Below are 21,275 nucleotides of genomic sequence, written 5' to 3'. Positions count from 1 at the left end.
GCGCGGCTCACCGATCCGGCCGCGTGCCCGATCTGGTCCTAGGCTTGGCCTGCTGGGGTCCACACGGTCAAGGAGGGTCTGCGGTGTTGCGTCGGACGTTGCTGGCGGCGGCGGGCAGTGATCGCACTCGCGCCCTGGTCGAGCGGTCCCCTGGATCGCGCCAGGTGGTGAAGCGCTACGTCGCCGGTCCCGCCACCGACGACGCGGTCGCCGTGGCCGACGCCCTGATCGAGGACGGCCTGCTGGCCACACTGGACCATCTGGGCGAGGACACCACCGACGCCAACCAGGCGATCCTGGTCAAGGAGGCGTACCTGCTCCTGCTGGAGCGGCTGGCGGCGGCCGGGCTGACCCCGCACGCCGAGGTCTCGGTGAAGCTCTCGGCCATCGGCCAGTCGCTGAGCAGCGACGGGGAGAAGATAGCCCTCGAGCACGCGCACGCGATCTGTGAAGGCGCGCAGCGCGCCGGGACGACGGTCACCTTCGACATGGAGGACCACAGCACCACCGACTCGACCCTGAAGATAGTGGCCGAGCTGCGGCGGGACTATCCGTGGGCGGGCATCGTGCTGCAGGCGTACCTGCGCCGGACCGAGGCGGACTGCAAGGACTTCGCGACCCCGGGATCCCGGGTGCGGCTGTGCAAGGGCGCCTACCGCGAGCCGGAATCGGTGGCGTACCAGACGACCCAGGACGTGGACCTGTCCTTCGTCCGCTGCATGCGCACTCTGATGGCCGGCGAGGGCTACCCGATGCTGGCCACCCACGACCCGCGGCTGATCGAGATAGGCGGCGCGCTGGCCGTCCGCAACGGCCGCGGCATCGGCAGCTATGAGTTCCAGATGCTCTTCGGCGTCCGGCCGCACGAGCAGAAGCGCTTAGCCTCCGCCGGCGAACGCATGCGGGTGTACGTGCCGTACGGAAGCGAGTGGTACGGCTACCTCATGCGACGATTGGCGGAGCGCCCGGCGAATCTCGGCTTCTTCGCGCGGTCGCTGCTCTCGAAAGACTGAGTCAGCCTGCGGCTGATGTGAGGAGACCGGACCCCATGACCCAGCGCGTCGCCGTCCTCGGTACCGGAAAGATCGGCGAGGCCCTGGTCTCGGGTCTGCTGCGGGCCGGCAAACGCCCCGACGAGGTGGTGGTGACGGCGCGGCGCCCGGAGCGCGCGGCGGCTCTGAAGGCCACGTACGGCGTCGAGGCGGTCAGCAACGCCGTGGCGGCGACCAAGGCGGACACGCTGATCCTGATGGTCAAGCCGCAGGACATGGCCGCGCTGCTGGAGGAGCTGACTCCGCACGTCCCGGCCGGCAAGCTGGTCATCACCGGCGCCGCGGGCATCACCACCCACTTCATCGCCTCGCGGCTGGCCGAGGGCGTCCCGGTGGTCCGCGTCATGACGAACACCCCGGTCCTGGTCGACGAGGCGATGTCCGCGATCTCGGCCGGCGCCCTGGCCACCGAGGAGCACCTGGTCCGCACCGAGGAGATCTTCTCCCCGGTCGGCAAGACGATCCGGGTCCCGGAGGCCCAGCAGGACGCGGTCACGGCGCTGTCCGGCTCCGGCCCGGCGTACTTCTACTACCTCGTCGAGGCGATGACCGACGCCGGCATCCTCCTCGGCCTGCCCCGCGCCGCCGCCCACGACCTGATCGTCCAGGCCGCCATCGGCGCCGCGGTGATGCTGCGCGACTCCGGCGAGCACCCGGTGAAGCTGCGCGAGGCGGTCACCTCCCCGGCCGGCACCACCATCTCCGCGATCCGCACGATGGAGGACCACGGAGTCCGCGCAGCGATGATCGCCGCGCTGGAGGCAGCGCGCGATCGGTCGCGGGAGCTGGCTTCCGGGGCGTGATGCAGCGCCGGAGATGACTCGCTCCGTCCTACCACCAGAAGGGGAGGACGGACGATGCGAGCTTCTGCCGAAGCGGAGTACAAGAACTACGTCACAGCGCGTTCCCACGCGCTGTGGCACACCGCGTTCCTGATGTGCGGCGACGCCCATCAGGCCGAAGACGTGGTGCAGACGGCTTTGCTGAAGCTGTACGTGGCCTGGCACCGGGTCGAGCGCGCCGAGAACCGCGACGCGTACGTGCGCCGCGTGCTGGTGCGCTGTGTCATCGACGAGAAGCGCCGCGGCTGGCGCCGTGAGCGCTCGGTGGCGGCGGTGCCGGAATCGCCGGCGCCGGACGGCCCGGACATCGGGGAGCGGGACGCCGTTCTCCAAGCCTTGGCGCAGCTGGCGCCGCGCCAACGGGCCACGTTGGTCCTCCGGTTCTGGGAGGACCTGTCCATCGAGCAGACCGCGGATCTGCTCGGCTGCTCATCCGGCACCGTCCGTTCACAGACCGCGCGAGGGCTGGCCACCCTGCGCGGGATCCTCCTCGACCAGCAGGCGACGGCCCTGGGCCGCGCGGAGAAGGAGTCCTGATGACAGAGTTCGAAGACAGTGCGGACCAAGGCGCCGAGGAGGACGGCTCGCAGACCCGCGAGCTGTTCGCGCGCACCGCGGTCCAGGCTTACCCCCGGCTGGCGTTCACCGCCGACGATCTGGTGGCCGAGGGCCGGCGGCGGGTGCGGCGCCGGCGGATGGCCGCGGTCGTGGGGAGCACGGCATCGGTCGCGGTGGTGGCGGTCGCGGCGGCGGCGTTCGCCGGAGGCGGCGGGTCCGGGACGGCCGCGGTGGCGCCGGGGGCGTCGGTGACGACGAGTCCGCGGCCCGCGCTCACGACGACGGACACTGCGAAGCAGCCTTTGACGGACGACGAGCGGACGCTCGCCGAGCGGAAGCTGGCCGCCGCGGTCTTCGCCGAGGTGGCCGGCAAGCTCGATCCGGGTGGGAAGCACCTCACGCCCTCGGGGGTGCGCGTCGGCAAGGAGGACGCCTTCGCGCCCAACACCGGGGTGTGCGTTGAGAAGACAAAGCTCCAGGTTTCCTATGGCTTCAATATGGACTGGACGGTCACCGGCCAGGATCCTTTTCCCCGCCACGTAGATGCCACCTCGCCGTACGTGGATGTGTCGGTCGAGGTGTTCGCCCCGGGGAAGAACGTGGACCAGTTCGGCGCCTCGCAAGACTGGGGACCGCTCACGAGGACCTCCCTGCCGGACCACTCCGTGGTCGAGACCGGCGCGACGGCCGGGGGGCACCGGGTGCAGGCGGTCCGGACCATGGGCAACGGCCAGCAGATTCTCGTCCGCGCCCTGGACGGCTCGACCGCTCCGAACGTCAAGACCCAGCCGACGAACCCGTTCCCGTACACCGCCGCGCAGCTGGGCGCGATCGTGGGCGGCGTGTCGCTGCCGCTGCCTTTCGCGGACGGCTTCCAGCCCCACACTTCGTGTAATCCCTGACACATCTGCCCTTTGCAGCGGCGGCCCGCATGTTCTTCGCGCGGGCCGCCGCTTTACGGTAGGGAGCATGGATGATCTCGGTCTGCCGTCGGTGTTCCGGGTGGGGGAGTTCGCGGCGTGGGCGGTGGCGGCGGCGCATCAGCAAGCCGGCGCGCTGTTCGCGGCGCGCAACGGCTTGGCGGCCACGCCTGAGGTCGCGGTCGGAGTGCGGGAGGCGGCGATCGCCTTCCGGAGCGAGCGCTACCTGCGGGTGGACGGCGAGGCCGCGTTCGAGTGGGCGCCGCTGTCCGGGGACTACGAGGCGGCCGACGGCTGGGTGCGGCTGCACTGCAACTTCGAGCACCATGCGGAGATCGCGTGCCGGGTGCTCGAGGTGCCGCAGGAACGCGCGGCCGTGGAGGCCGCGGTTCGGCGGCGCGGGCGCTTCGAGCTGGAGGACGCGATCGCCGAGGCCGGCGGGGTCGCGGCGGCGATGCGGACGCGGCAGGAGTGGCTGGCGCATCCGCAGAGTGCGGTGGTCGCGGGGCGGCCTTTGGTGGCGATGGCTCCGTTGGCCGGCGGGGAGGTTTTCGCGGGGGAGTGTGGGAGTGCAGCGGGTTCATCCGACGTCGATCTCGATCTTGCTCTTGCTGTCGCTTCCGGCTTCTCGCATGCCGATTCCGCTTCCGGATCCTCGTATGCCGGTTCCGGTCTCGCTCCGAGCACGCGGCCGCTGTCCGGCATTCGCGTCCTTGACCTGACCCGCATCATCGCCGGTCCCAACGCCGGTCGGGTGCTGGCGGGTTACGGCGCCGACGTCACCATGGTCCGCGCGCCGCACCTGCCGACGATCCGCGGTCTGGACTTGGATCTGAACTTCGGCAAGGCCCTGCGATACCTCGATCTGCGGACCGCCGCGGCGCGCGCTGCTTTCCTCGACCTCGTTCGCGAGGCGGACGTCGTGCTCCAGTCCTACCGTCCCGGCGCGCTGGCCCGGCTCGGCCTCGGTCCCGCCGAGTTGGCCGCCGTCAACCCGCGCCTGGTGCATGTCTCGATCTCCGCCTACGGCTCCGACGGTCCGTGGGGCGGCCGGCGCGGCTTCGACTCGCTGGTGCAGATGGCTGTCGGCATCGCGCGGGAGGGGATGCTCGCCACCGGCGCCGAGCAGCCGGTACCGGTGCCGTTGCCCGCGCAGGTGCTGGACCACGGCGCCGGGTGGCTCGCGGCGGCGGGGGCGGTCGAGGCGCTGCGCCGGGGCGGCGGGCTGGCGGTGGATGTGAGCCTTGCCGGGGTCGGACACGCCTTGGACGCTCTGGGGCGGCTGGATCCGGCTGTCGGATTGGCGGTCGACGATCCGGCGCTGTCAGACATCGACGATCTTCTGCTGCGTACGCCGAGTGCCGCCGGAACCCTGACACACGTGCGCTTCCCGGGCAGCGTCGCGGGCGCCGATCTCGGCTGGCCGGGTCCGCCGCCGCTGGCGTGAGCGAGACTTCGTCCGGCGCTCATCGGGCGTTCACCCGGCGGGGGCGGCCCTCTGACTAGCGTCCCGGGCATGACCGATCGGATGCCCGTCGACCGCCGTACCGCTCTGCTCGCCGCCGGGAGTGCCGGCGCCGCGCTCGCCGCCGCGCCGCTGCTGGCCTCGCCTGCCGCCGCCGCTGAGGCGGCACCGTCCGCGCCGGCCCAGGGTCCCGCCCAGGCTCCGGCTTCGTCCGGCTCCCCCCTGCTGCTCACCACGCCCGGCGCGCTCGGCGCACCGCCGGTCGACGGTCTGCACCTGACGTTCGGCGCGGATCCCACGCGCGAGATGTACGCGTCGTGGACCACCACGACGCCGGTGCGGCACCCGCGCGTCCGCTTCGGCAGCCTCGAGGGCGGCCACGGGGACACCGTCCAGGCCGAGACCCGCACCTACACCGACGGCGCCTCTGGCCGCGAGGTGTACGTCCACCACGCGCACATCAGCGGCCTGCGTCCGGACTCCACCTACGTCTACAGCGCCCTGCACGACGGCGTCCTGCCGGACTCGGCCGCCTTCCGCACCGCGCCCTCGGGCCGCAAGCCGTTCACCTTCACCAGCTTCGGCGACCAGGCCACCCCCGGAACCACCTGGGGCACGGCCACCGACGGCAGCCTCACCGCGGTCCCGGCGACCATCGCCACCCCGGCGGCGTCCGACATCGTCGCCGGCGTCGAGCAGGTCGCGCCGCTGTTCCACCTCCTCAACGGCGACCTGTGCTACGCCAACATCAACCCCGACCGCCTCCGCACCTGGGACTCGTTCTTCCAGAACAACACCCGCTCGGCGCGCTTCCGCCCCTGGATGCCCGCCGCCGGCAACCACGAGAACGAGAAGGGCAACGGCCCGCTGGGCTACTCCGCCTTCCAGACCCGCTTCGCCCTCCCGCCCAACGGCGAGGACGCGGAGTTCGCAGGCCTCTGGTACGCCTTCACCGTCGGCTCGGTCCGCTTCGTCGTCGTCCAGAACGACGACATCGCCCTCCAGGACGGCGGCGACACCTACGTCAGCGGCTACAGCGCCGGCCGCCAGCGCGCCTGGCTCGAGCGCACCCTGAAGGCCGCCCGCGCGAACCACGGCATCGACTGGATCGTGGTGTGCATGCACCAGGTGATGATCTCCAGCTCCGACGCCAACGGCGCCGACATCGGCATCCGCGAGCAGTGGGGACCGCTGTTCGACAAGTACGAAGTCGACCTCGTCGTCTGCGGCCACGAACACGACTACGAGCGCTCCCACCCGGTCCGCGGCGTCGTCTCCGGCAGCGAGACCCTGACCCCCAACCCCGTGGCCACCGACACGGACAACATCGACTCCTCCAAGGGCACAGTCCACATGGTCCTCGGCGGCGGCGGAACCTCCAGCCCCAGCAACCAGAAGTTCTTCGCCGGCAGCAAGGCGAAGGTCCTGATGAGCGTCGGCGCCGTCGGCTCCAACGGCAAGAAGACCCCGACCTACGTCTTCGAAGACGCCCCCTGGATCGGCGTCCGCGACGAGAAGCACCCCTACGGCTTCGCCGCCTTCGACGTCGACCCCGGCACCCACGCCGGCGGCCTGACCCGCATCCACGTCACGTACTACACGGTGGGCCAGCCCGACGGGAAGATCGCGCCGCTGGAGACGTTCACGCTGAGCCGCAAGCGGAGCGACGGCTGAACGTTCGTTGAGGCTGAGGCCGGCCGGATCGCCGTTTTCCCTAAAGTCTGCGCATGGCGAACGTAGAGATGATCCGCGCTTTCATAGCGCGGGTTCTGGAGGACGGCGGTCTGGTCGACGGCCGTGCCGAGGCCGACTCGGACGGCGACTACCAACTCCGGTATGGCAGCGCCCTGTACTGGGTGTCCGCGGGCGAGGCCGACGACGGGCTCGGTCTGGTGCAGGTCTTCGGCGTCGTGCTGGAGGACGTGCCCTTGTCCAAGAAGCTGCTGACCGCAGTCAACGAGATCAACAGCGGGTACCTGTGGGTCCGCTGCTACTGGGCGCAGGGCCGGCTGACCGTGGCCCGCGACCTGGCCGCCGACACGCTCACCGCCGACCAGCTGACCGGGGCGTGCGCGCAGATCGGCCGGATCGCCGACGAGTACGACGACCGGTTCAAGGAGCTGGTCGGTGCCGGCCACACCGTCTTCGACGGCGACCCCGGCGACGACGACTCGGTGGAGGTCTGAGGCGATGAGCGCGATCTCGGCGATGGCCGCGTTCAGCGGCGGACTGGCCGACCTGATCGAGCAGGTGATGCCGAACGTCGTGGCCATTCGGGGCGAGCAGGGCCCGGACTCCTGGACCGCGGGCTCCGGATTCGTCCTGGACGACGCCTGCCACGTCGTGACCAACAACCACGTCGTGGACCAGCCGGAGGGGTTCACCTGGACCGCGGCGATCCACGGCTTTCCCACCCAGCCGATCCGGATCCTGGGCCGCGACCCCCTGACCGACCTCGCCGTGGTCGAGCTCTCCGAACCACACGCCTCGGCACTCGCGCTGCGCGACCGCCCGGTCCGGCTCGGCGAGTTCGTCCTGGCGATGGGCAACCCGCTCGGCGACTACCCGGAATCAGTCTCGGTGGGCATCGTCAGCGGCCTGTCCCGCCAACTCCAGGCCGCCCAGCACGAACGCCCCCTGCAACGCCTGATCCAGACCGACGCCGCGGTGAACCCCGGCAACTCCGGCGGCCCGCTGGTCGACCTGGACGGCGCCGTAATCGGCGTCAACACCATGATCCGCGACGACGCCCAGGGCATGGCCTTCGCCGTCCCGGCGGCGACCGTCGCCCGCGTCATCCCGCAGCTGATCGCCGAGGGCCGCGTCACCCGCGCCTCCCTCGGCATCGCCGTCCACATCCGCGACGCCGAAGTGGACGGACGCACCACCAAGCGCGAGATCGTGACCCGAGCACGCGACACCGACAGCCCCTTCCACCCCGGCGACGTCCTGATCAGCCTCGCCGGCCAGGACATCGACGGGCACGCAGGACTGTTCGACCTCCTGGACGCGGCGCTGATCGGCAAGGAGACGCCGGTCGAGGTTGTGCGTGAGGGCAAGCGGGTCGCTTTCGACGTGGTGCCGAGGCGGCTGGCCGAGCGGAAGTAGCCGGACAGCACGAAGCCCCCCGAGCCGTAGCCCGACTACCTCAGGCTGCTGACTTGGGGGGCTCGCGCGAGAGCTGTGGGCTACTTCTCGTTCTCGATCTGCACCCGCTCGATCACCTGCGGCTTCGGCGTGTTCTTCGCGGCGGTGCCGTCCTCGTCGGCGATGCCCTTCTTCACCGACTCCAGGATGGCCAGGCCTTGGCCGACGAGGCCGGCGGCGATTTCGGACAGGCCGTCGGCGCCGTTCAGGACGTTGATGTTGGCGCCGTTGAGGCCTGCTGCGGCCTTTTCGACGATGAGGGGGAGCTGGTCGATGATCATGCGGTCGAGGGCTACGCGGTCGTAGCTGGCGGCGGCTTCGGCTTGGACGCGCATGCGTTCGGCTTCGGCGGCGGCGGTGATGCGGACGCGTTCGGCTTCGGCTTCGGCGGGCTTGACGACCTCGGCGACGAGTTGCTGCTGGCGGAGTTCGGCGTTGCGCTGGGCCAGTTCGGTCTGGGCCATCAGGACTTCCTGCTGGGCCTGGGCCGCGGACAGCGGGCCGGCCTGGGCCGCTATGGCCTGGGCCTGGTCGACTTCGGCCTTGTACTTGGCCTGCACGATGGCGGTCTGGCGGGCGTACTCGGCCTTGTTGCGCTCGGCTTCCTGCTGGGCCTCGACCGAGGCCTGGGTGGCCTGGGCCTGGGCGATCTGGGCCTGGCGCTGGATGGCGGCCTTGTGCGGGGCGGCCATGGCGTCGATGTAGCCGGTCTTCATGTCGTCGATGGACATGATCTGCAGGGAGTCGACGGTCAGGCCGATCTTGCCCATCTCGGACTTGGAGGTGTCGAGCACCTCCTCGGCCAGCTTCTGGCGCTCGGTGACGATCTCCTCGACGGTCATCGAGCCGATGATGGAGCGCAGGTGGCCGGCGAAGATGCGGGCGGTCAGGGTCGACATCTGGTTCTGGTCGGACAGGAACCGCTGGCCGGCGTTGACGATGCTCTCGGTGTCGTTGCCGACCTTGAAGGCGATGACCGCGGTCACGGTCAGGGCGATGCCCTGCTTGGTCACACAGGTCTCGGAGACTTCGGCTTCCTGCATGGACAGCGTCAGGAAGCGGGTCTTGCGGAACACCGGGAGGATGAACTTGCCGTGGCCGGTGACGACCCGGAACGGGGCACCGCCCTGCCCCCGGCGGCCGCCGGAGATGAGCATCGCCTGGTCAGGGGCGGGTACTCGGTAGCCGAACATGGTGGTCAGCCTTCTTCCCGTGAGCTGAGATGGATGTTCACAGCCTGTCCAGTTCGTCCAGCGGGTCGGTGGACTCGGGGAACGCGATGACGTCGACCGCGCGCTGTCCGCGGGACTCCACGACCAGGATCCGGGTGCCTTTCGGCAGCGGCTGCTCCGACCAGGCCAGGAACGCCTCGGTGCCGCCTCGCACCCGTACCACCGCTTCGCCGGGCCCCCGTGCGCCGCGCGTCCCGACGTGCAGTTCCCCCACGCATCCGATGACCGCCTCGTCTGGCACTTTCCGCACGTTACACCCGTGCCCGCGCCGGGACCACGCAACCCCTTCCCATCGAAGATCACGTCGCCTACGCTGCGGGCATGCCGCAGGTAGAGCCGGGCGGGCTGACCCGGAACCGGATAGCGACCTTCGTGTTCTTCGGGGTTCAGGGCTTCGCCTTCTCCCTGCTGACATCGAAGGTCTCGGTCATCCAGAAACAGCTGCACGTCTCCGACGGCACGCTGGCCGTCCTGCTGGCGCTGGTCCCGGTCCTGGCCGGGGTCGGCTCGGTCCTGGCCGGCGCGGCGATGCGCTGGACCACCTCGGCGGCGGTCCTGCGCATCGCCGAACCCACGGTGATCGGGGTGCTGGTGATCGTCCCGCACACCCGCAACCTCTATCAGGCGATGCCGGTCCTGATGGTCTTCGGCCTGGCCGTCGGCGCCGCCGATGCCACCATGAACATGCAGGCCTGCGGACTGGAACGGCGGTACGGCCGCTCGATCATCCTGGCCTTCTTCGGGCTCTGGGCCGCCGGCGCCATCGTCGGCTCGGGCTGGGGCGCGCTCGGCTCGGCGGCCGGCTGGCATCTGAGCGTCACCTACGCCGTGGCCGCCGTGGTCGGCGTCGCCGCGACCCTGTACGCCGGTCCCATGCTGTTGAAGAACCTGCGCGACGAGACGATCGTCAAGGACGCCGAAGGCAGGCTGCCGCACATCCCTTGGCGCCCGATGCTCCTGCTCTGCGTGGTCATGACGCTCGCCTACATCGGCGAGTCCAGCATCACCGCCGCCGGCAGCGACTACCTCACCAAGGGCCTGAAGTCCTCTGACACCTTCGGCGGCTTGGTGGTCGGCGCGTACACCGTGGGTCAGGTGCTCGGCCGGTTCCGCGGCGACCTGGCTGTGCAGCGCTTCGGCAATGTGAAGGTCGTGCGCGCCGGCGCGGTCGTCTGCGCCGCCGGCTTCGCGATCGTGGTCGGCGCCTCAGGCCCGTACATGGCGCTCGTCGGCTTCCTCATCGCCGGCTTCGGCCTGTCCCCGCTGGTGCCGGTGGCGTTCACGGCCGCCTACGCCAACGACCCGACCGGCTCCGGCGTCGCCGTCGCGCGCATCAACGTCTTCAACTACCTGGGCTTCCTGCTCGGCGCCCCGCTGGTGACCGGCCTGTGGGGCGCGGGCGTCAGCCACCGGGAGGGCATGGCCGTCCCGATGGTGATGATCGCGGTCATCGTCCTGCTCGCCTACGCCTTCGATCCGCGGCGCGCGCCGGTCCGCACCGGCGGGCTGCCCACCCCGGCCGTCGGCGGCGCGGAAACGGTACCTACATTGGGGACGTGACCAAACGTGGCACGGCATTAGCGGGGTTGGTTCTCAGTTCACTTCTCACAGCCGGATTGACCGCCTGCGGCAGCGGCGGTCCCTCCGGAGTCACCAAGGCGCCGGTGGCGTACGGAGCGGTCACGCAAGTCGTCGAGGCTCCCGCGACCGTCACGCCGAAAACACAGATCACCGTCAACGCGACCGCCGGCGGTTCCGTCGCGCAGCTGATGGTCGCCGACGGACAGCACGTCACCGCCGGCCAGACCCTCCTGCGGATCGACTCGCCGGACGCCCAAGCGCAGCTGAACGCGGCGAAGGCGGCGGACGCGCAGGCGGCGGCGCAAGGCAAGCGCTCCTCCAGCGGGAGCAGTGCGATCGACTTCTCCGAGTCGGAGTCGCTGGCCGACGCCAACGCCCAGAAGTCCTTCGACGCCGCGCAGACCACGGCCGAGCAGATCGCCGATCCGGCGATCAAGGCCTCGATCCTTAAGCAGATCACCAGTGCGCGCAACCAGTACGCCACGGCGTCCTCCGACGTGCGGAGCACCATAGCGAACTTCAACAATGGGCTCGCTTCCGCCTCGGACGTAGTGGGTTCGCTAAGCGGCGCGCAACGGACCCAGACACAAGCTGCGGTCGCTATAGCGCAGAAGACAGTGGACTCCCTCACTATGAAGGCCTCTATAGCCGGGGACATCTCCCTGCGCAGCGGAGTCGGCGGCGCCAGTGCCTCCGGAGTGGATGTCTCCTCGCTGCTGTCCCAACTCGGCGGGAACCTCGGTTCTCTGGCCGGTGCCGCAGGGGGTAGCCTCGGGTCGGCCGCCTCCGGCGGCGGAAGCACCGATCCGAGCGACGACACCGTGATCACTCAGGGTTCTCCAGTGGACTCCGGCGCAGCGCTGCTCGTCATCACCGACTCCTCGACGCTAACGCTGACCGCGCAGGTCGACGAGACCTCGATCCTCCAGATCACCCCGGGCATCACCGCGGACGTCCAGCTGGACGCCGTCCCCGACGCCGACTACCAGGCGAGCGTCATCTCCATCGACAGCCAGGGCCAGTCCTCCAGCCGGGGCGGCGTCACCTACCGGGTCCGGCTCTCGCTGGGCGCCGGCAAGCTCGGGGACGGCTCCGCGGCTCCGGTCCCGCGTCCCGGGATGAGCGCCGTGGCGGATCTCCAGGTCGCGAACAAGGCGCACGTGCTCGCCGTGCCGTCGGCGGCGGTCGTGCACGTCGGCAACCAGGACACGGTGTGGCTGGTGGCCTCGGGCACCGCGCACCGGCACGTGGTCCGGCTCGGCGCGCAGGGCGACACCACGGTGGAGGTCTCGTCGGGGCTGAACCCCGGAGACGTGATCGTGACCTCGGGGGCCGACAAGGTCCACGACGGGCAGAAGCTCTAGCCGATGGCCTCCGACATTCCGAAGGCGCAGATAGAGGCAGTCGACGTCACCCGCTCCTACCGGATGGACGGGGTGTCCGTGGACGCCCTGCGCGGGGTCTCGCTGACCATCGAAGAGGGCGACTACGCGGCGATCATCGGACCGTCGGGCTCCGGGAAGTCCACGCTGATGCACCTGCTCGGCTGTCTGGACCGGCCGACGTCCGGCACGCTCCTGGTCCGGGGACGCGACGTGAGCTCCCTGGACGACAGCGAGCTGGCCGAACTCAGGAACCAGACGATCGGTTTCGTCTTCCAGTCCTTCCAGCTGCTGGCGCGTACTACCGCTCTAGAGAACGTCGCACTCCCGCTCGTCTATAGAGGAGTGCGCAGAGCGGAACGCAGAAAGCGCGCCGCCGAGGCACTGGAAGCCGTGAACTTGGGGCATCGCCTAGGGCACCGCCCCACGCAGATGTCCGGTGGGGAACAGCAGCGGGTTGCTATAGCGCGCGCTCTAGTAGGGGAACCCGCAGTGCTTCTCGCGGACGAACCCACAGGGAACCTCGACACCGTCAACGGCGACGAGGTGATGGGCATCCTGGAGCGACTCAACAAGGAACGCGGAGTAGCGGTGGTCCTGGTGACCCATGAAGCAGACATCGCTGCCCGTGCACAACGGATCATCCGTGTGCGGGACGGTCTCATCGAGGAAGCGCCGGTGTCCTCATGAGAATCACCGAGTCCTTCCGCGTCGCCTTCGACGCCCTGCTCGCCAACCGGCTGCGCTCCCTGCTGACCATGCTCGGCGTGGTCATCGGCGTCGCCGCGGTCGTCGTCCTGGTCGCGATCGGCGGCGGCGCGAAGCAGCTGGTCACCTCCGAGGTCGAGGGCCTGGGCTCGAACATCGTGTTCGTCGCGCCCGGCAAGTTCCAGCTCGGCACCTCCCCGGCCATCTCCCGGCTCCAGCTCGCCGACGCCGACTACCTGGACCGGGTGCTCGGCCGGCCCGACGCCGTCGCCGTCTCCCTGGCCTCGGCCGAGAACCTGCGCGCCGGGACCAACACGTTCTACGCGACGGTGCAGGGGACCACGGCGAACGTCGTCGACGTCTTCGACCGGCCGGTCGCCGAGGGCCGGTACGTCTCCAAGGCCGACATCGCCACCGCGCGCCGGGTGATCGTCCTGGGTCCCGACGCCGCCGCGGCGCTGTTCCCGAACGCCGATCCCATCGGACGCCAGGTGGACATGGGCGGCGTCGAGTTCCGGGTGATCGGGCTCTTCCAGCCCAAGGGCGGTGCCTTCGGCCTGAGCCCGGACAGCGAGGTGCACATCCCGGTCACCGCCGCGCAGCGGCTGTTCGGCATGCAGACCATCTCCGGCTTCGCCACCAGGGCCGACAGCCCCGGGGACGTCGACGCCACCGGCGCCGCGATGGTCGGCGCGCTGAAGCAGAAGTACCAGGGCGACGAGTTCACGGCGGTGTCCCAGACCGAGATCCTCGGCACCATCGGCAAGATCCTGTCGATGCTCACCCTGGTGCTCGCGGCGATCGCGGGCATCTCGCTGCTGGTCGGCGGGGTCGGGGTGTCGAACATCATGCTGGTGTCGGTCCGGGAGCGGACCAAGGAGATCGGACTGCGCAAAGCGCTGGGCGCGCGCCAACGCGACGTCCTGTCGCAGTTCCTCTTAGAGGCCGTGATGCTGACGAGTATCGGAGGCGTCATAGGGATCGGACTCGGTATAGGCGCGTCCTACGTACTCTCTTCCTTCACGCCGCTACCCGCGGTCCTCGCCTGGTGGTCGATCGCGCTCGCGTTCGGGGTATCGGCCGCAGTGGGGGTGTTCTTCGGGGTGATGCCTGCGCGGAGAGCCGGGAAGCTCGATCCGGTGGTGGCGCTTCGGACCGAATAGGTGTCGGGGACATGTGATGTAGACGTAACGGGCGGCGGTGGGTGGCGGGTGGGCGTTACCTTCTCCTCATGACCGCCGCTCCCACTCGCGACGAACTCCGCGACCACTTACTGACGCACCGCATCGCGGGCGCTGTAGCGACTCCGCGGGAGGACAACCTGCGCAAGTACGCCATGTTCGCCGAGCGGGATCCCTATCACCTGTTCGGGCTGGAGCCCGAGCGCGTCTGGACGCAGGGCGACGTCATCAAACTGATGGCCGACCGCGCGGGTGTGTCGGCGGACCCGAAGTTCCGCGCGGGCCAGGACCACATCGACGTCGATCTCACGCTGGACGGCCTGGACCGGTTCGCCGATCGGCTGGGCGTGGCGCGCGAACGCCGTCAGCGTGTCCTGGTGGCCACCGGGCATCCCAGTACCCTGCTGGCCGTGCACCTGGCGTTCGCCACCGGGCTGCGCGAGGCCGGGTGCGAGGTGATAGAGGCCGGCGCCGGGTGGTCGTATCAGGCCTCGGCGCAGGTCGGGCGCAAGCGCAGGTCGATCGCGTACTTCGGCGGCGTGGGGGTGACGGCAGAGGGCGGATCGCTGGTGCACACCCACTCCGCGCGCCCGATCCGCGCCGCGCTGGCGTCGCTGGCCGGGGACGGCGAGCCGCTGCCGGACCTGGTGGTCGCCGACCACGGTTGGTGCGGCGGCGCGGGGCAGACCGGGATCGACGCGATCGGGTTCGCCGACTCCAACGACCCGGCGCTGTTCATCGGGGAAGCCGAGGGCATGGTGCAGGTGGCGGTACCGCTGGACGACGGCATCGCGCCGCGCCACTACACGCCTATGTCACGGTACGTTCTCGCGCGCGCCGGGCTGTCAGGGGCTCTGTAAGAGGCGTCGGGGACCGCCCGGCGACGTCGGAGAGTGAGCGGCGGGACACGCCTGGTCGCCCAGGTCGTCCCAGGTGTAACAGTCCGCAAATCACACGAATGCCGCATCCTCTTCCCCATATGTATCATCCACCCCTATCCTCATAACATGGCTTCTGAGATATCCGACATGCACGGGAGCGCTCGCACGGGCGGCGACGCCGCGCGGCTCTCCGAGGTCAAGTTCCTCACGGTCGCCGAAGTCGCCCAGGTCATGCGGGTGTCCAAGATGACGGTGTACCGGCTGGTCCACAGCGGGGAGCTGCCGGCGGTCCGGGTGGGCCGCTCGTTCCGCGTCCCCGAACAAGCCGTCCAGGAATACCTGCGGGACGCCTACGTGGCAGACACCCTTTAGCGTCGCGAAACCAACGCTTCGGCCGATCGCGCCGGGCCCGCCGGACCCGGAGCCGACGGGCGTTTGGTGGCGGGGCCGGACGACCAGGTACTCTGGGCCAGTCGCGAATCCCGTCAGAAGTGAGCGAGGGCACCCGAGTGGGCTCAGTCATCAAGAAGCGCCGTAAGCGTATGGCCAAGAAGAAGCACCGCAAGCTGCTCAAGAAGACGCGCATCCAGCGTCGCAACAAGAAGAAGTAGCGCCGGCGCGTCGGGGGAAGGCCGCGGCAATGGCCGGTGCGGGTCGGACTCGGGCGGACGGGAAGCCGTCCGGCGGCCGACGCGTGCTCGTGATCGGTGCGGACAGCCGTCTGGGGCGGTCCGTCGTCGAGGCATTGCGTGAGCAAGGCCGCGTCCGTTTCGTCGCGGGCGCCGACGGGGCCGATGCCTCCGGTTCCCCCGCCATCGCCCGCCTCATCGCGGACACGGATCCCGACACCGTGGTCCACCTGGGCCTGGAGCCCCGGCCCTCCCGTGCCGGCGGCCGGGCGGCGATGAAGGAACGCAACGTCATCGGGACCATGCAACTGCTGGCCGCCGCCTCCCGGGCGCCGGGACTGAAGCGGCTGGTCGTCAAGTCCAGCGGCGCGGTCTACGGTTGCGCGCCCCGCGACCCGGCTCTGTTCGCCGAGGACACGCCCCCGCACCTGCCGCCGACCTCCGGGTACGGCAAGGACGTGGCGGAGGCCGAGGGGTACGTCCGCGGCTTCGCCCGGCGGCGCCCCGACGTGGCGGTGTCGGTGTTGCGCTTCGCGCCGTTCGCCGGTCCCGGCGTGGCCTCCCCGCTGCTGGACTACCTCACGCTGCCCCTGGTGCCCACGGTGCTGGGCTTCGACCCGCGCCTGCAGTTCGTGCACATCGACGACGCGGTGCGGGCCCTGGTGCTGGCCGCGCTAGGCGGCCACCCGGGCATCTACAACGTGGCCGGCGACGGCGCCATGCCGCTGTCCCAGATCACCCGCCGCCTGGGCCGCCCGACCCTGCCGGTGCTGTCCTTCGGCGCCGGCTTCTTCGGCAGCCTGATCCGCCGGGCCGGCATCGTCGACTTCACGCCCGACCAGGTGGCGATGGTCCGCTACGGCCGGGTCCTGGACACCGCGCGGGTGAAGGAGCGGCTGGGCTGGGAAGCCGGGTACACCACCGCGGACGCGCTGCGGGCGCACGCCGAGGCCGCCGGGCTCAAGCCCGTCGCGCCCGGCTGGACGAAGGGCTACTGAAGTGGCGAGCAAGCCCGAGACCGCCCCCGAGCAGACTTCCGAAGCCGGCGGAGCCGAGGACGCTGGAGCTTCTGAAGCTTCCGGGGCGCCCGAGACTCCTGGCGCCGCCGCGACCGCCGAAGCCTCCGCGGCCGCCGAAGCCGCCGCAACCGCCGAAATTCCTGAAGCCCTCGAGCCCTCCGCGGGTTCCGGCGGCTGGGAGCAGAAGGCGGCCGGCGCCCTGGCGTTCCTGCGCCGCCGGGTCACCGGGGACTACGAGGTCGACGAGTTCGGCTTCGACCCCGACCTCAACGACAACGTCCTGATGGGCGTCCTGCGCCCGCTCTACGAGAAGTACTTCCGCGTCGAGGTCTCCGGCATCGAGAACGTCCCGTCCGAGGGCGGCGCGCTGATAGTGGCCAACCACTCCGGCACGGTCCCGGTGGACGCACTGATGACGCAGGTGGCGCTCCTGGACCACCACCCGGCCGGCCGGCACCTGCGCATGCTGGCCGCCGACCTGGTCTTCACCCTGCCCTTCGTCGGCGAGCTGTCCCGCAAGATGGGCCACACCCTGGCCTGCAACCCCGACGCCGAGCGCCTGCTGCGCGGCGGCGAGGTGGTGGCGGTGTTCCCGGAGGGCTTCAAGGGCGTGGGCAAGCCCTTCTCCCAGCGCTACCGGCTCCAGCGCTTCGGCCGCGGCGGCTTCGTCTCCGCCGCGCTGCGCACCGGCGTGCCGATCATCCCGGTCTCCATCGTCGGCGCCGAGGAGATCTATCCCAAGATCGCGGATCTGAAGCCGCTGGCCCGCCTGATCGGGCTGCCGTACTTCCCGATCACCCCGACCTTCCCGCTGCTCGGTCCGCTCGGCATGGTGCCGCTGCCCACCAAGTGGCACATCACCTTCGGCGAGCCGATCCCGACCTCCGGGTACGACCCCGGCGCGGCCGACGACCCGATGCTCGTCTTCGATCTGACCGACCAGGTGCGCGAGACGATCCAGGACACGTTGTACCGGGTGCTGCTGCAGCGCCGGTCAGTGTTCTTCTAAAAGTTCCCCTCAAGGCTCAATGCGGACTACGGGTTTTCTCCGTTGTGCGCTCCGTGAGCGCCGCTATAGGTTCGCCACGAGATCGTCATCGCGCGCGGCCGCCTCGCAGCGGACCGCCGCCCCCGCGTGCCTCCCCTGACCCACCCTTGCCTATCAGATGACGTGGACCCCGGTGATCGGAAAGCCGAAGATAGTCCGCGTCGCGCCTGCGGAGGGGGAGTTCCGGGGGGAACTGCGGGCGCGGCCGGGGGGTCACGGGGGACTCGGGATCCGTGGGGGATACCGGGGGGGACACACGGGGGTCACGGGGGCACATTCGTGTGCACGGAAGGCGCCATTCCTCAGGCCGAGCTTTGCCAACGGGCCGGGCTCGGCTATTTTCCGGGGAATGGCGCGTGACGAAGACGGATGGCGGTTCTGGGATCTCCTCGACGCTATGGCAGCCGAGGAGATCCGGGCGCGGACCGTCTACCAAGTGTTCCGGACCGGCGATTCGCTGACCGGCGAGGGGGAGGACACGCACCGCGTGTTCTTCATCCAGTCCGGGTGGGTTTCGGTGATCCAGCACAGCACCGTCGGCGCCACCCGGATCCTCGCGGTCCGCGGACCCGGCGACGTGGTGGGGGAGCTGGCCAGCTTGTCCGAGCGGCCGCGCAGCGCCACCGTCAGGGCCCGCAGCACCGTCGAGGCGCGCGGGATGAGCGGAGAGGCCTTCATCGATCTCGCCGAGCGCACCCCCTCCATAGCCCGGGCGCTGTTCCGCATCCTGGCCGACCGCCTCCACGACGCCGACCGGCACCGTACGCAGCTGCACGGCTCCGTGGCCCTCGGCGCGGTCGCCGACAAGCTCCTGGAGATCCACTCCTACGCCGACAGCGGCCAGGACCGGCCGGTGTTCACCCAGGAAGAGATCGCGTGCTGGGCCGGGGTCAGCGTGCCGGCCCTCGCACGCTCCCTGCGGACCCTGCGGGAAGCCGGGGTCATCCGCAGCGCGCGGCAGCGCATCCTCGTGCTCGATGAGAAGTCCCTGCGCGAGGTCGCGCAAAACGGCCGCGTCGCCGACTGATAACTATCGCGCAACGCTCTTCCGGCGCCCGCGGGGCGGACGGCCGGCTCCCGTGCCGCGCGCGCAGTTCGCGGCGCGTACTTGTGACTTAGTGAAACCGCATGTGCGGGTCCTTCGAGCCCGGTTTTTGTCAGTGGCGACCGATACCTTTAATGCTTAACGGATCCGTTTCCGCACCAGTAAAATATCTGGTGCGGAGATCTTGCGCATCGGAGTACCTTGCGATACATGTCGGGGGGCACGGAGGGTCGTCATCAAGGGCCTGTTCTCATGAATCCGTCGCTGGAACCGCGTAGTCGCGCTGGTAGGGCAGCGCGCAGCTTCCACGGGCGGTATGCGCAACCGATCAGCCACCAGCCACTTCCGCAAGCCGTCGCCAATCTGCCCACCCACCGGTCGATCGTCGTCGTGGACGTCGTCTCGTTCACGCGGCCGGACAGGGACAACGTCGATCAACTGGCTATTCGCGCCGCGCTTTACGAGACACTGCGCGACGCATTCGAGGATTCCGGAATCCCGTGGCGGCAGACCGTGCGGGAGGACCGGGGGGACGGCGTGCTGATCTTCATCTCGGCCGAGGTCTCCAAGGTCCTGCTGCTCGGCCGGATGCCGGCGCGGCTGGCCGAACTGCTGGAGCGCGGCAACACCAAGCGCAGCGCGCGGCAGCGGTTCGGGCTGCGGGTGGTGGTGCACGCCGGAGAGGTCCACCACGACGCGCACGGCTACGCCGGCTACGACGTCAACCTGGCCTTCCGCCTGGTCGACGCCTGCCCGCTGCGCGAGGCGATGGAGCACAGCGCGGCGACCGTGGGTCTGATCGTGTCCGAGGGCGTGCACGACGGGGTGCTGCGCCACGGCTACGGCGGTCTGGACGTCGCGGCGTTCGAGCAGGTCCGGGTGCAGGTGAAGTCCGCCGACGTGCCTGGCTGGATCCAGCTGTTCGGCGGCGGGTCGGTGCTCCCGGTGCCGCTGCAGGTGGTGCGGTCGGTGCCGGAGACGGAGCCGGCCGCTATCGCGGGGCGGGGAGGCGAGGGACCGGTGGCGGTCCTGCTCGCCGACGAGGCCTCGCTGCTCGACGAACTGGCCGGGCTCGGGGTGCGCACCGTGGTCCTGGTCGGCGGGGCGGCCGGGCTGGCCGCGGGGCTTGCCTCGATAGCTCGGCAGCCGATATATATCGACCATGAGTTCATCGAGTAGCCGGACGGAGCAGACGTTCCAGATCCTGACCGCCCTCGTCGACGGACCGCTGCACGGATACGGGATCATCCAGGAAGTGGGCCGCTTGTCGGACGGCCGGACCCAGCTGCGCGTGGGCACGCTCTACGGCGCACTGGACCGGCTGTCCGGCGAGGGTCTGCTGGTCCTGGACCGCGAGGAGACGGTCTCGGGACGGCTGCGGCGCTACTACCGCCTCACCGACGCCGGCGTGCGCGTGCTCGGCGACGAGGCGGAGCGGCTTGCCCGGCAGGCGGCGGTGGCGCTCGAACGGCTGAAGAAGCGGGGGGCGCCCCGTGCGTCCCTGGGAGGGACGTCATGAGCGGGGAACAGCTGGAGCGGCGCTATAGAGGGCTTCTGCGCATACTGCCGAAGCCCTATAGAGAAGCGCGCGAGGAGGAACTCCTCAGCGTCCTGATGGAGGGCGCTACGGAGGGGCGCCAGTGGCCGGAACTCCGTGAAGCGCTGAGTCTGGCGCGGCTGGGGATGCGGGTGCGGCTGGGTGCCGCGACCGATGGCGCGCGGACGAGTACCCGGACCGGCGAGACAGTGCGGGCAGTGGGGATCGTCGGCAGCATGCTGCTGGCGTTTCTGAGCCTTGCGCAGATAGCCATAAACACGCGGAGCATCCAGGAGAATCCATACGCGCACTGGGGCTTGTGGCGCCCGTTCACGGTCTACTACCCCGGGCAATCGAAATACAGCCTCGTCCCCTTCGAGGTGCCGATCCTGTGGCTGCTCGTCCTGGCGCTGATCACCGTCGGCTGGTGGCGTGCTGCCAGGGTGCTGGCGCTGGGTGTGTTCCTGGTCTCGCTGTACCTGAGTGACGGGACGTTGAAGGTTCTCCAGCAGGAGACGGTGCTCGCGGCTGTCGTGACCGGCGCGCTGTTCGCGGCGCGGGGCGTCCACGCCCGGCCGACCTTCCTCGCCGGCTCCTTGGCGGTGCTCGCATCGGTCGGAGTCGGGGCGTGGCTGTACGAAGGGCACGGGGGACCGCCGATGAAGGCCGCCCTGGCCTTCGAAGGGTGGGGATACACCGACAACCGGCACGCCATGGTCATGGCCGCGGTCGGAGCGGCCGCCGTCGGCGTCCTGGCCCACCGGTCGCCGGTGTGGCCGACAGCGCTCGCCGTCGTCACCGTCGCGGCGCTGGTGCCGGTCTTCGTGCAGAACGCCGTGCGGCCGACATACGGCGGTGCGGATCAGATACCCCTGGCGTTTCTCGCCTGTGCTCTGGTCTGCGTCGCCGGTCTGGCCGTCCTCAAGGTGTGGCGAGCCCGGCGCCTCGAGCGCTCGGAGAGTCCGGCCTCGACGCGCTGAGGCTGAGACGTGGAGGACGAGCGAGAGCGGCCGGGTGCATCGCACCCGGCCGCTCGCGTGTCGTCCGT

General features: G+C 70.3%; 23 protein-coding genes. 21 read left to right on the top strand and 2 right to left on the bottom strand.

Annotated features, from left to right (window positions below; translation table 11 throughout):
- Window positions 1–83 precede the first annotated feature (83 nt).
- From CACI_RS41280 to CACI_RS41245, 8 genes are all read left to right on the top strand, one after another.
- The gene (locus tag CACI_RS41280; protein WP_015796902.1) at window positions 84–1,013 is read left to right on the top strand and encodes a proline dehydrogenase family protein; all 930 of its coding nucleotides are present in this window, start codon (window positions 84–86) and stop codon (window positions 1,011–1,013) included.
- Window positions 1,014–1,048: 35 nt separating this feature from the next.
- Window positions 1,049–1,855: a pyrroline-5-carboxylate reductase gene (proC, locus tag CACI_RS41275; RefSeq protein WP_015796901.1), complete on the top strand. Its 807-nt coding sequence runs from the start codon at window positions 1,049–1,051 to the stop codon at window positions 1,853–1,855.
- 54 nt (window positions 1,856–1,909) lie between these two features.
- Window positions 1,910–2,431 (top strand): SigE family RNA polymerase sigma factor, encoded by a 522-nt coding sequence (locus tag CACI_RS41270; protein WP_015796900.1) that lies wholly within the window; start codon window positions 1,910–1,912, stop codon window positions 2,429–2,431.
- Window positions 2,431–3,354, top strand: coding sequence for a hypothetical protein (locus tag CACI_RS41265; protein ID WP_015796899.1), 924 nt, complete (start codon window positions 2,431–2,433; stop codon window positions 3,352–3,354). The genes CACI_RS41270 and CACI_RS41265 overlap by 1 nt, the downstream gene beginning before the upstream one ends.
- A gap of 67 nt (window positions 3,355–3,421) precedes the next feature.
- Complete coding sequence (locus CACI_RS41260) at window positions 3,422–4,819, top strand: CoA transferase (protein ID WP_015796898.1); 1,398 nt, start codon at window positions 3,422–3,424, stop codon at window positions 4,817–4,819.
- Window positions 4,820–4,888: 69 nt separating this feature from the next.
- Window positions 4,889–6,511, top strand: a complete 1,623-nt coding sequence (locus CACI_RS41255) for a purple acid phosphatase family protein (protein ID WP_015796897.1) — start codon at window positions 4,889–4,891, stop codon at window positions 6,509–6,511.
- A 53-nt stretch (window positions 6,512–6,564) separates the two neighbouring features.
- On the top strand, window positions 6,565–7,023 hold the full coding sequence (locus CACI_RS41250; protein WP_015796896.1) for a T3SS (YopN, CesT) and YbjN peptide-binding chaperone 1: 459 nt from the start codon (window positions 6,565–6,567) through the stop codon (window positions 7,021–7,023).
- A 4-nt stretch (window positions 7,024–7,027) separates the two neighbouring features.
- On the top strand, window positions 7,028–7,945 hold the full coding sequence (locus tag CACI_RS41245; RefSeq protein WP_015796895.1) for a S1C family serine protease: 918 nt from the start codon (window positions 7,028–7,030) through the stop codon (window positions 7,943–7,945).
- An 80-nt stretch (window positions 7,946–8,025) separates the two neighbouring features.
- On the opposite strand, the gene CACI_RS41240 is transcribed toward CACI_RS41245, so the two are convergent.
- On the bottom strand, window positions 8,026–9,177 hold the full coding sequence (locus tag CACI_RS41240; protein WP_015796894.1) for an SPFH domain-containing protein: 1,152 nt from the start codon (window positions 9,175–9,177) through the stop codon (window positions 8,026–8,028).
- A gap of 37 nt (window positions 9,178–9,214) precedes the next feature.
- On the bottom strand, window positions 9,215–9,466 hold the full coding sequence (locus tag CACI_RS41235; protein WP_015796893.1) for a hypothetical protein: 252 nt from the start codon (window positions 9,464–9,466) through the stop codon (window positions 9,215–9,217).
- A 71-nt stretch (window positions 9,467–9,537) separates the two neighbouring features.
- Between CACI_RS41235 and CACI_RS41230 the strand changes: the two genes are divergently transcribed.
- From CACI_RS41230 to CACI_RS41175, 13 genes are all read left to right on the top strand, one after another.
- Complete coding sequence (locus CACI_RS41230; protein WP_015796892.1) at window positions 9,538–10,776, top strand: MFS transporter; 1,239 nt, start codon at window positions 9,538–9,540, stop codon at window positions 10,774–10,776.
- On the top strand, window positions 10,773–12,161 hold the full coding sequence (locus CACI_RS41225; protein ID WP_015796891.1) for an efflux RND transporter periplasmic adaptor subunit: 1,389 nt from the start codon (window positions 10,773–10,775) through the stop codon (window positions 12,159–12,161). The genes CACI_RS41230 and CACI_RS41225 overlap by 4 nt, the downstream gene beginning before the upstream one ends.
- Before the next feature lie 3 nt (window positions 12,162–12,164).
- A complete protein-coding gene (locus CACI_RS41220; protein WP_015796890.1) occupies window positions 12,165–12,869 on the top strand; it encodes an ABC transporter ATP-binding protein in 705 nt (234 codons plus the stop codon).
- On the top strand, window positions 12,866–14,050 hold the full coding sequence (locus tag CACI_RS41215; RefSeq protein ID WP_015796889.1) for an ABC transporter permease: 1,185 nt from the start codon (window positions 12,866–12,868) through the stop codon (window positions 14,048–14,050). The genes CACI_RS41220 and CACI_RS41215 overlap by 4 nt, the downstream gene beginning before the upstream one ends.
- A 68-nt stretch (window positions 14,051–14,118) precedes the next feature.
- A complete protein-coding gene (locus tag CACI_RS41210; RefSeq protein ID WP_015796888.1) occupies window positions 14,119–14,928 on the top strand; it encodes a phosphatase in 810 nt (269 codons plus the stop codon).
- A gap of 168 nt (window positions 14,929–15,096) precedes the next feature.
- A complete protein-coding gene (locus CACI_RS41205) occupies window positions 15,097–15,321 on the top strand; it encodes a helix-turn-helix domain-containing protein (RefSeq protein WP_015796887.1) in 225 nt (74 codons plus the stop codon).
- A gap of 137 nt (window positions 15,322–15,458) precedes the next feature.
- Window positions 15,459–15,560, top strand: a complete 102-nt coding sequence (locus tag CACI_RS48735) for a 30S ribosomal protein bS22 (RefSeq protein WP_015796886.1) — start codon at window positions 15,459–15,461, stop codon at window positions 15,558–15,560.
- A gap of 83 nt (window positions 15,561–15,643) precedes the next feature.
- Window positions 15,644–16,576 carry an NAD-dependent epimerase/dehydratase family protein gene (locus CACI_RS41200; protein WP_190276692.1) on the top strand — a complete coding sequence of 311 codons (933 nt, stop codon included), beginning with the start codon at window positions 15,644–15,646 and terminating at the stop codon, window positions 16,574–16,576.
- 1 nt (window position 16,577) lies between these two features.
- Complete coding sequence (locus CACI_RS41195) at window positions 16,578–17,606, top strand: lysophospholipid acyltransferase family protein (RefSeq protein ID WP_015796884.1); 1,029 nt, start codon at window positions 16,578–16,580, stop codon at window positions 17,604–17,606.
- A gap of 388 nt (window positions 17,607–17,994) precedes the next feature.
- Entirely contained in the window at window positions 17,995–18,672 is a 678-nt protein-coding gene (locus CACI_RS41190) for a Crp/Fnr family transcriptional regulator (protein ID WP_143765606.1), read from the top strand.
- 408 nt (window positions 18,673–19,080) lie between these two features.
- Complete coding sequence (locus CACI_RS46830; RefSeq protein WP_049871887.1) at window positions 19,081–19,869, top strand: nucleotidyl cyclase domain-containing protein; 789 nt, start codon at window positions 19,081–19,083, stop codon at window positions 19,867–19,869.
- Window positions 19,853–20,209 (top strand): PadR family transcriptional regulator, encoded by a 357-nt coding sequence (locus CACI_RS41180; RefSeq protein WP_015796881.1) that lies wholly within the window; start codon window positions 19,853–19,855, stop codon window positions 20,207–20,209. Before CACI_RS46830 ends, CACI_RS41180 begins: the two co-directional genes overlap by 17 nt.
- Complete coding sequence (locus CACI_RS41175) at window positions 20,206–21,207, top strand: hypothetical protein (RefSeq protein WP_015796880.1); 1,002 nt, start codon at window positions 20,206–20,208, stop codon at window positions 21,205–21,207. The genes CACI_RS41180 and CACI_RS41175 overlap by 4 nt, the downstream gene beginning before the upstream one ends.
- Window positions 21,208–21,275 lie beyond the last annotated feature (68 nt).

Source organism: Catenulispora acidiphila DSM 44928, from assembly GCF_000024025.1.
Taxonomy (GTDB): domain Bacteria; phylum Actinomycetota; class Actinomycetes; order Streptomycetales; family Catenulisporaceae; genus Catenulispora; species Catenulispora acidiphila.
This window is presented reverse-complemented; position numbering and strand designations above follow the sequence as displayed.

Coding starts and splice junctions, on each gene's coding strand:
- proC (WP_015796901.1), top strand. CDS start 1,049: ATGACCCAGCGCGTCGCCGTCCTCGGTACCGGAAAGATCGGCGAGGCC.
- CACI_RS41270 (WP_015796900.1), top strand. CDS start 1,910: ATGCGAGCTTCTGCCGAAGCGGAGTACAAGAACTACGTCACAGCGCGT.
- CACI_RS41265 (WP_015796899.1), top strand. CDS start 2,431: ATGACAGAGTTCGAAGACAGTGCGGACCAAGGCGCCGAGGAGGACGGC.
- CACI_RS41260 (WP_015796898.1), top strand. CDS start 3,422: ATGGATGATCTCGGTCTGCCGTCGGTGTTCCGGGTGGGGGAGTTCGCG.
- CACI_RS41255 (WP_015796897.1), top strand. CDS start 4,889: ATGACCGATCGGATGCCCGTCGACCGCCGTACCGCTCTGCTCGCCGCC.
- CACI_RS41250 (WP_015796896.1), top strand. CDS start 6,565: ATGGCGAACGTAGAGATGATCCGCGCTTTCATAGCGCGGGTTCTGGAG.
- CACI_RS41245 (WP_015796895.1), top strand. CDS start 7,028: ATGAGCGCGATCTCGGCGATGGCCGCGTTCAGCGGCGGACTGGCCGAC.
- CACI_RS41240 (WP_015796894.1), bottom strand. CDS start 9,177: ATGTTCGGCTACCGAGTACCCGCCCCTGACCAGGCGATGCTCATCTCC.
- CACI_RS41230 (WP_015796892.1), top strand. CDS start 9,538: ATGCCGCAGGTAGAGCCGGGCGGGCTGACCCGGAACCGGATAGCGACC.
- CACI_RS41220 (WP_015796890.1), top strand. CDS start 12,165: ATGGCCTCCGACATTCCGAAGGCGCAGATAGAGGCAGTCGACGTCACC.
- CACI_RS41215 (WP_015796889.1), top strand. CDS start 12,866: ATGAGAATCACCGAGTCCTTCCGCGTCGCCTTCGACGCCCTGCTCGCC.
- CACI_RS41210 (WP_015796888.1), top strand. CDS start 14,119: ATGACCGCCGCTCCCACTCGCGACGAACTCCGCGACCACTTACTGACG.
- CACI_RS41205 (WP_015796887.1), top strand. CDS start 15,097: ATGCACGGGAGCGCTCGCACGGGCGGCGACGCCGCGCGGCTCTCCGAG.
- CACI_RS41190 (WP_143765606.1), top strand. CDS start 17,995: ATGGCGCGTGACGAAGACGGATGGCGGTTCTGGGATCTCCTCGACGCT.
- CACI_RS41180 (WP_015796881.1), top strand. CDS start 19,853: ATGAGTTCATCGAGTAGCCGGACGGAGCAGACGTTCCAGATCCTGACC.
- CACI_RS41175 (WP_015796880.1), top strand. CDS start 20,206: ATGAGCGGGGAACAGCTGGAGCGGCGCTATAGAGGGCTTCTGCGCATA.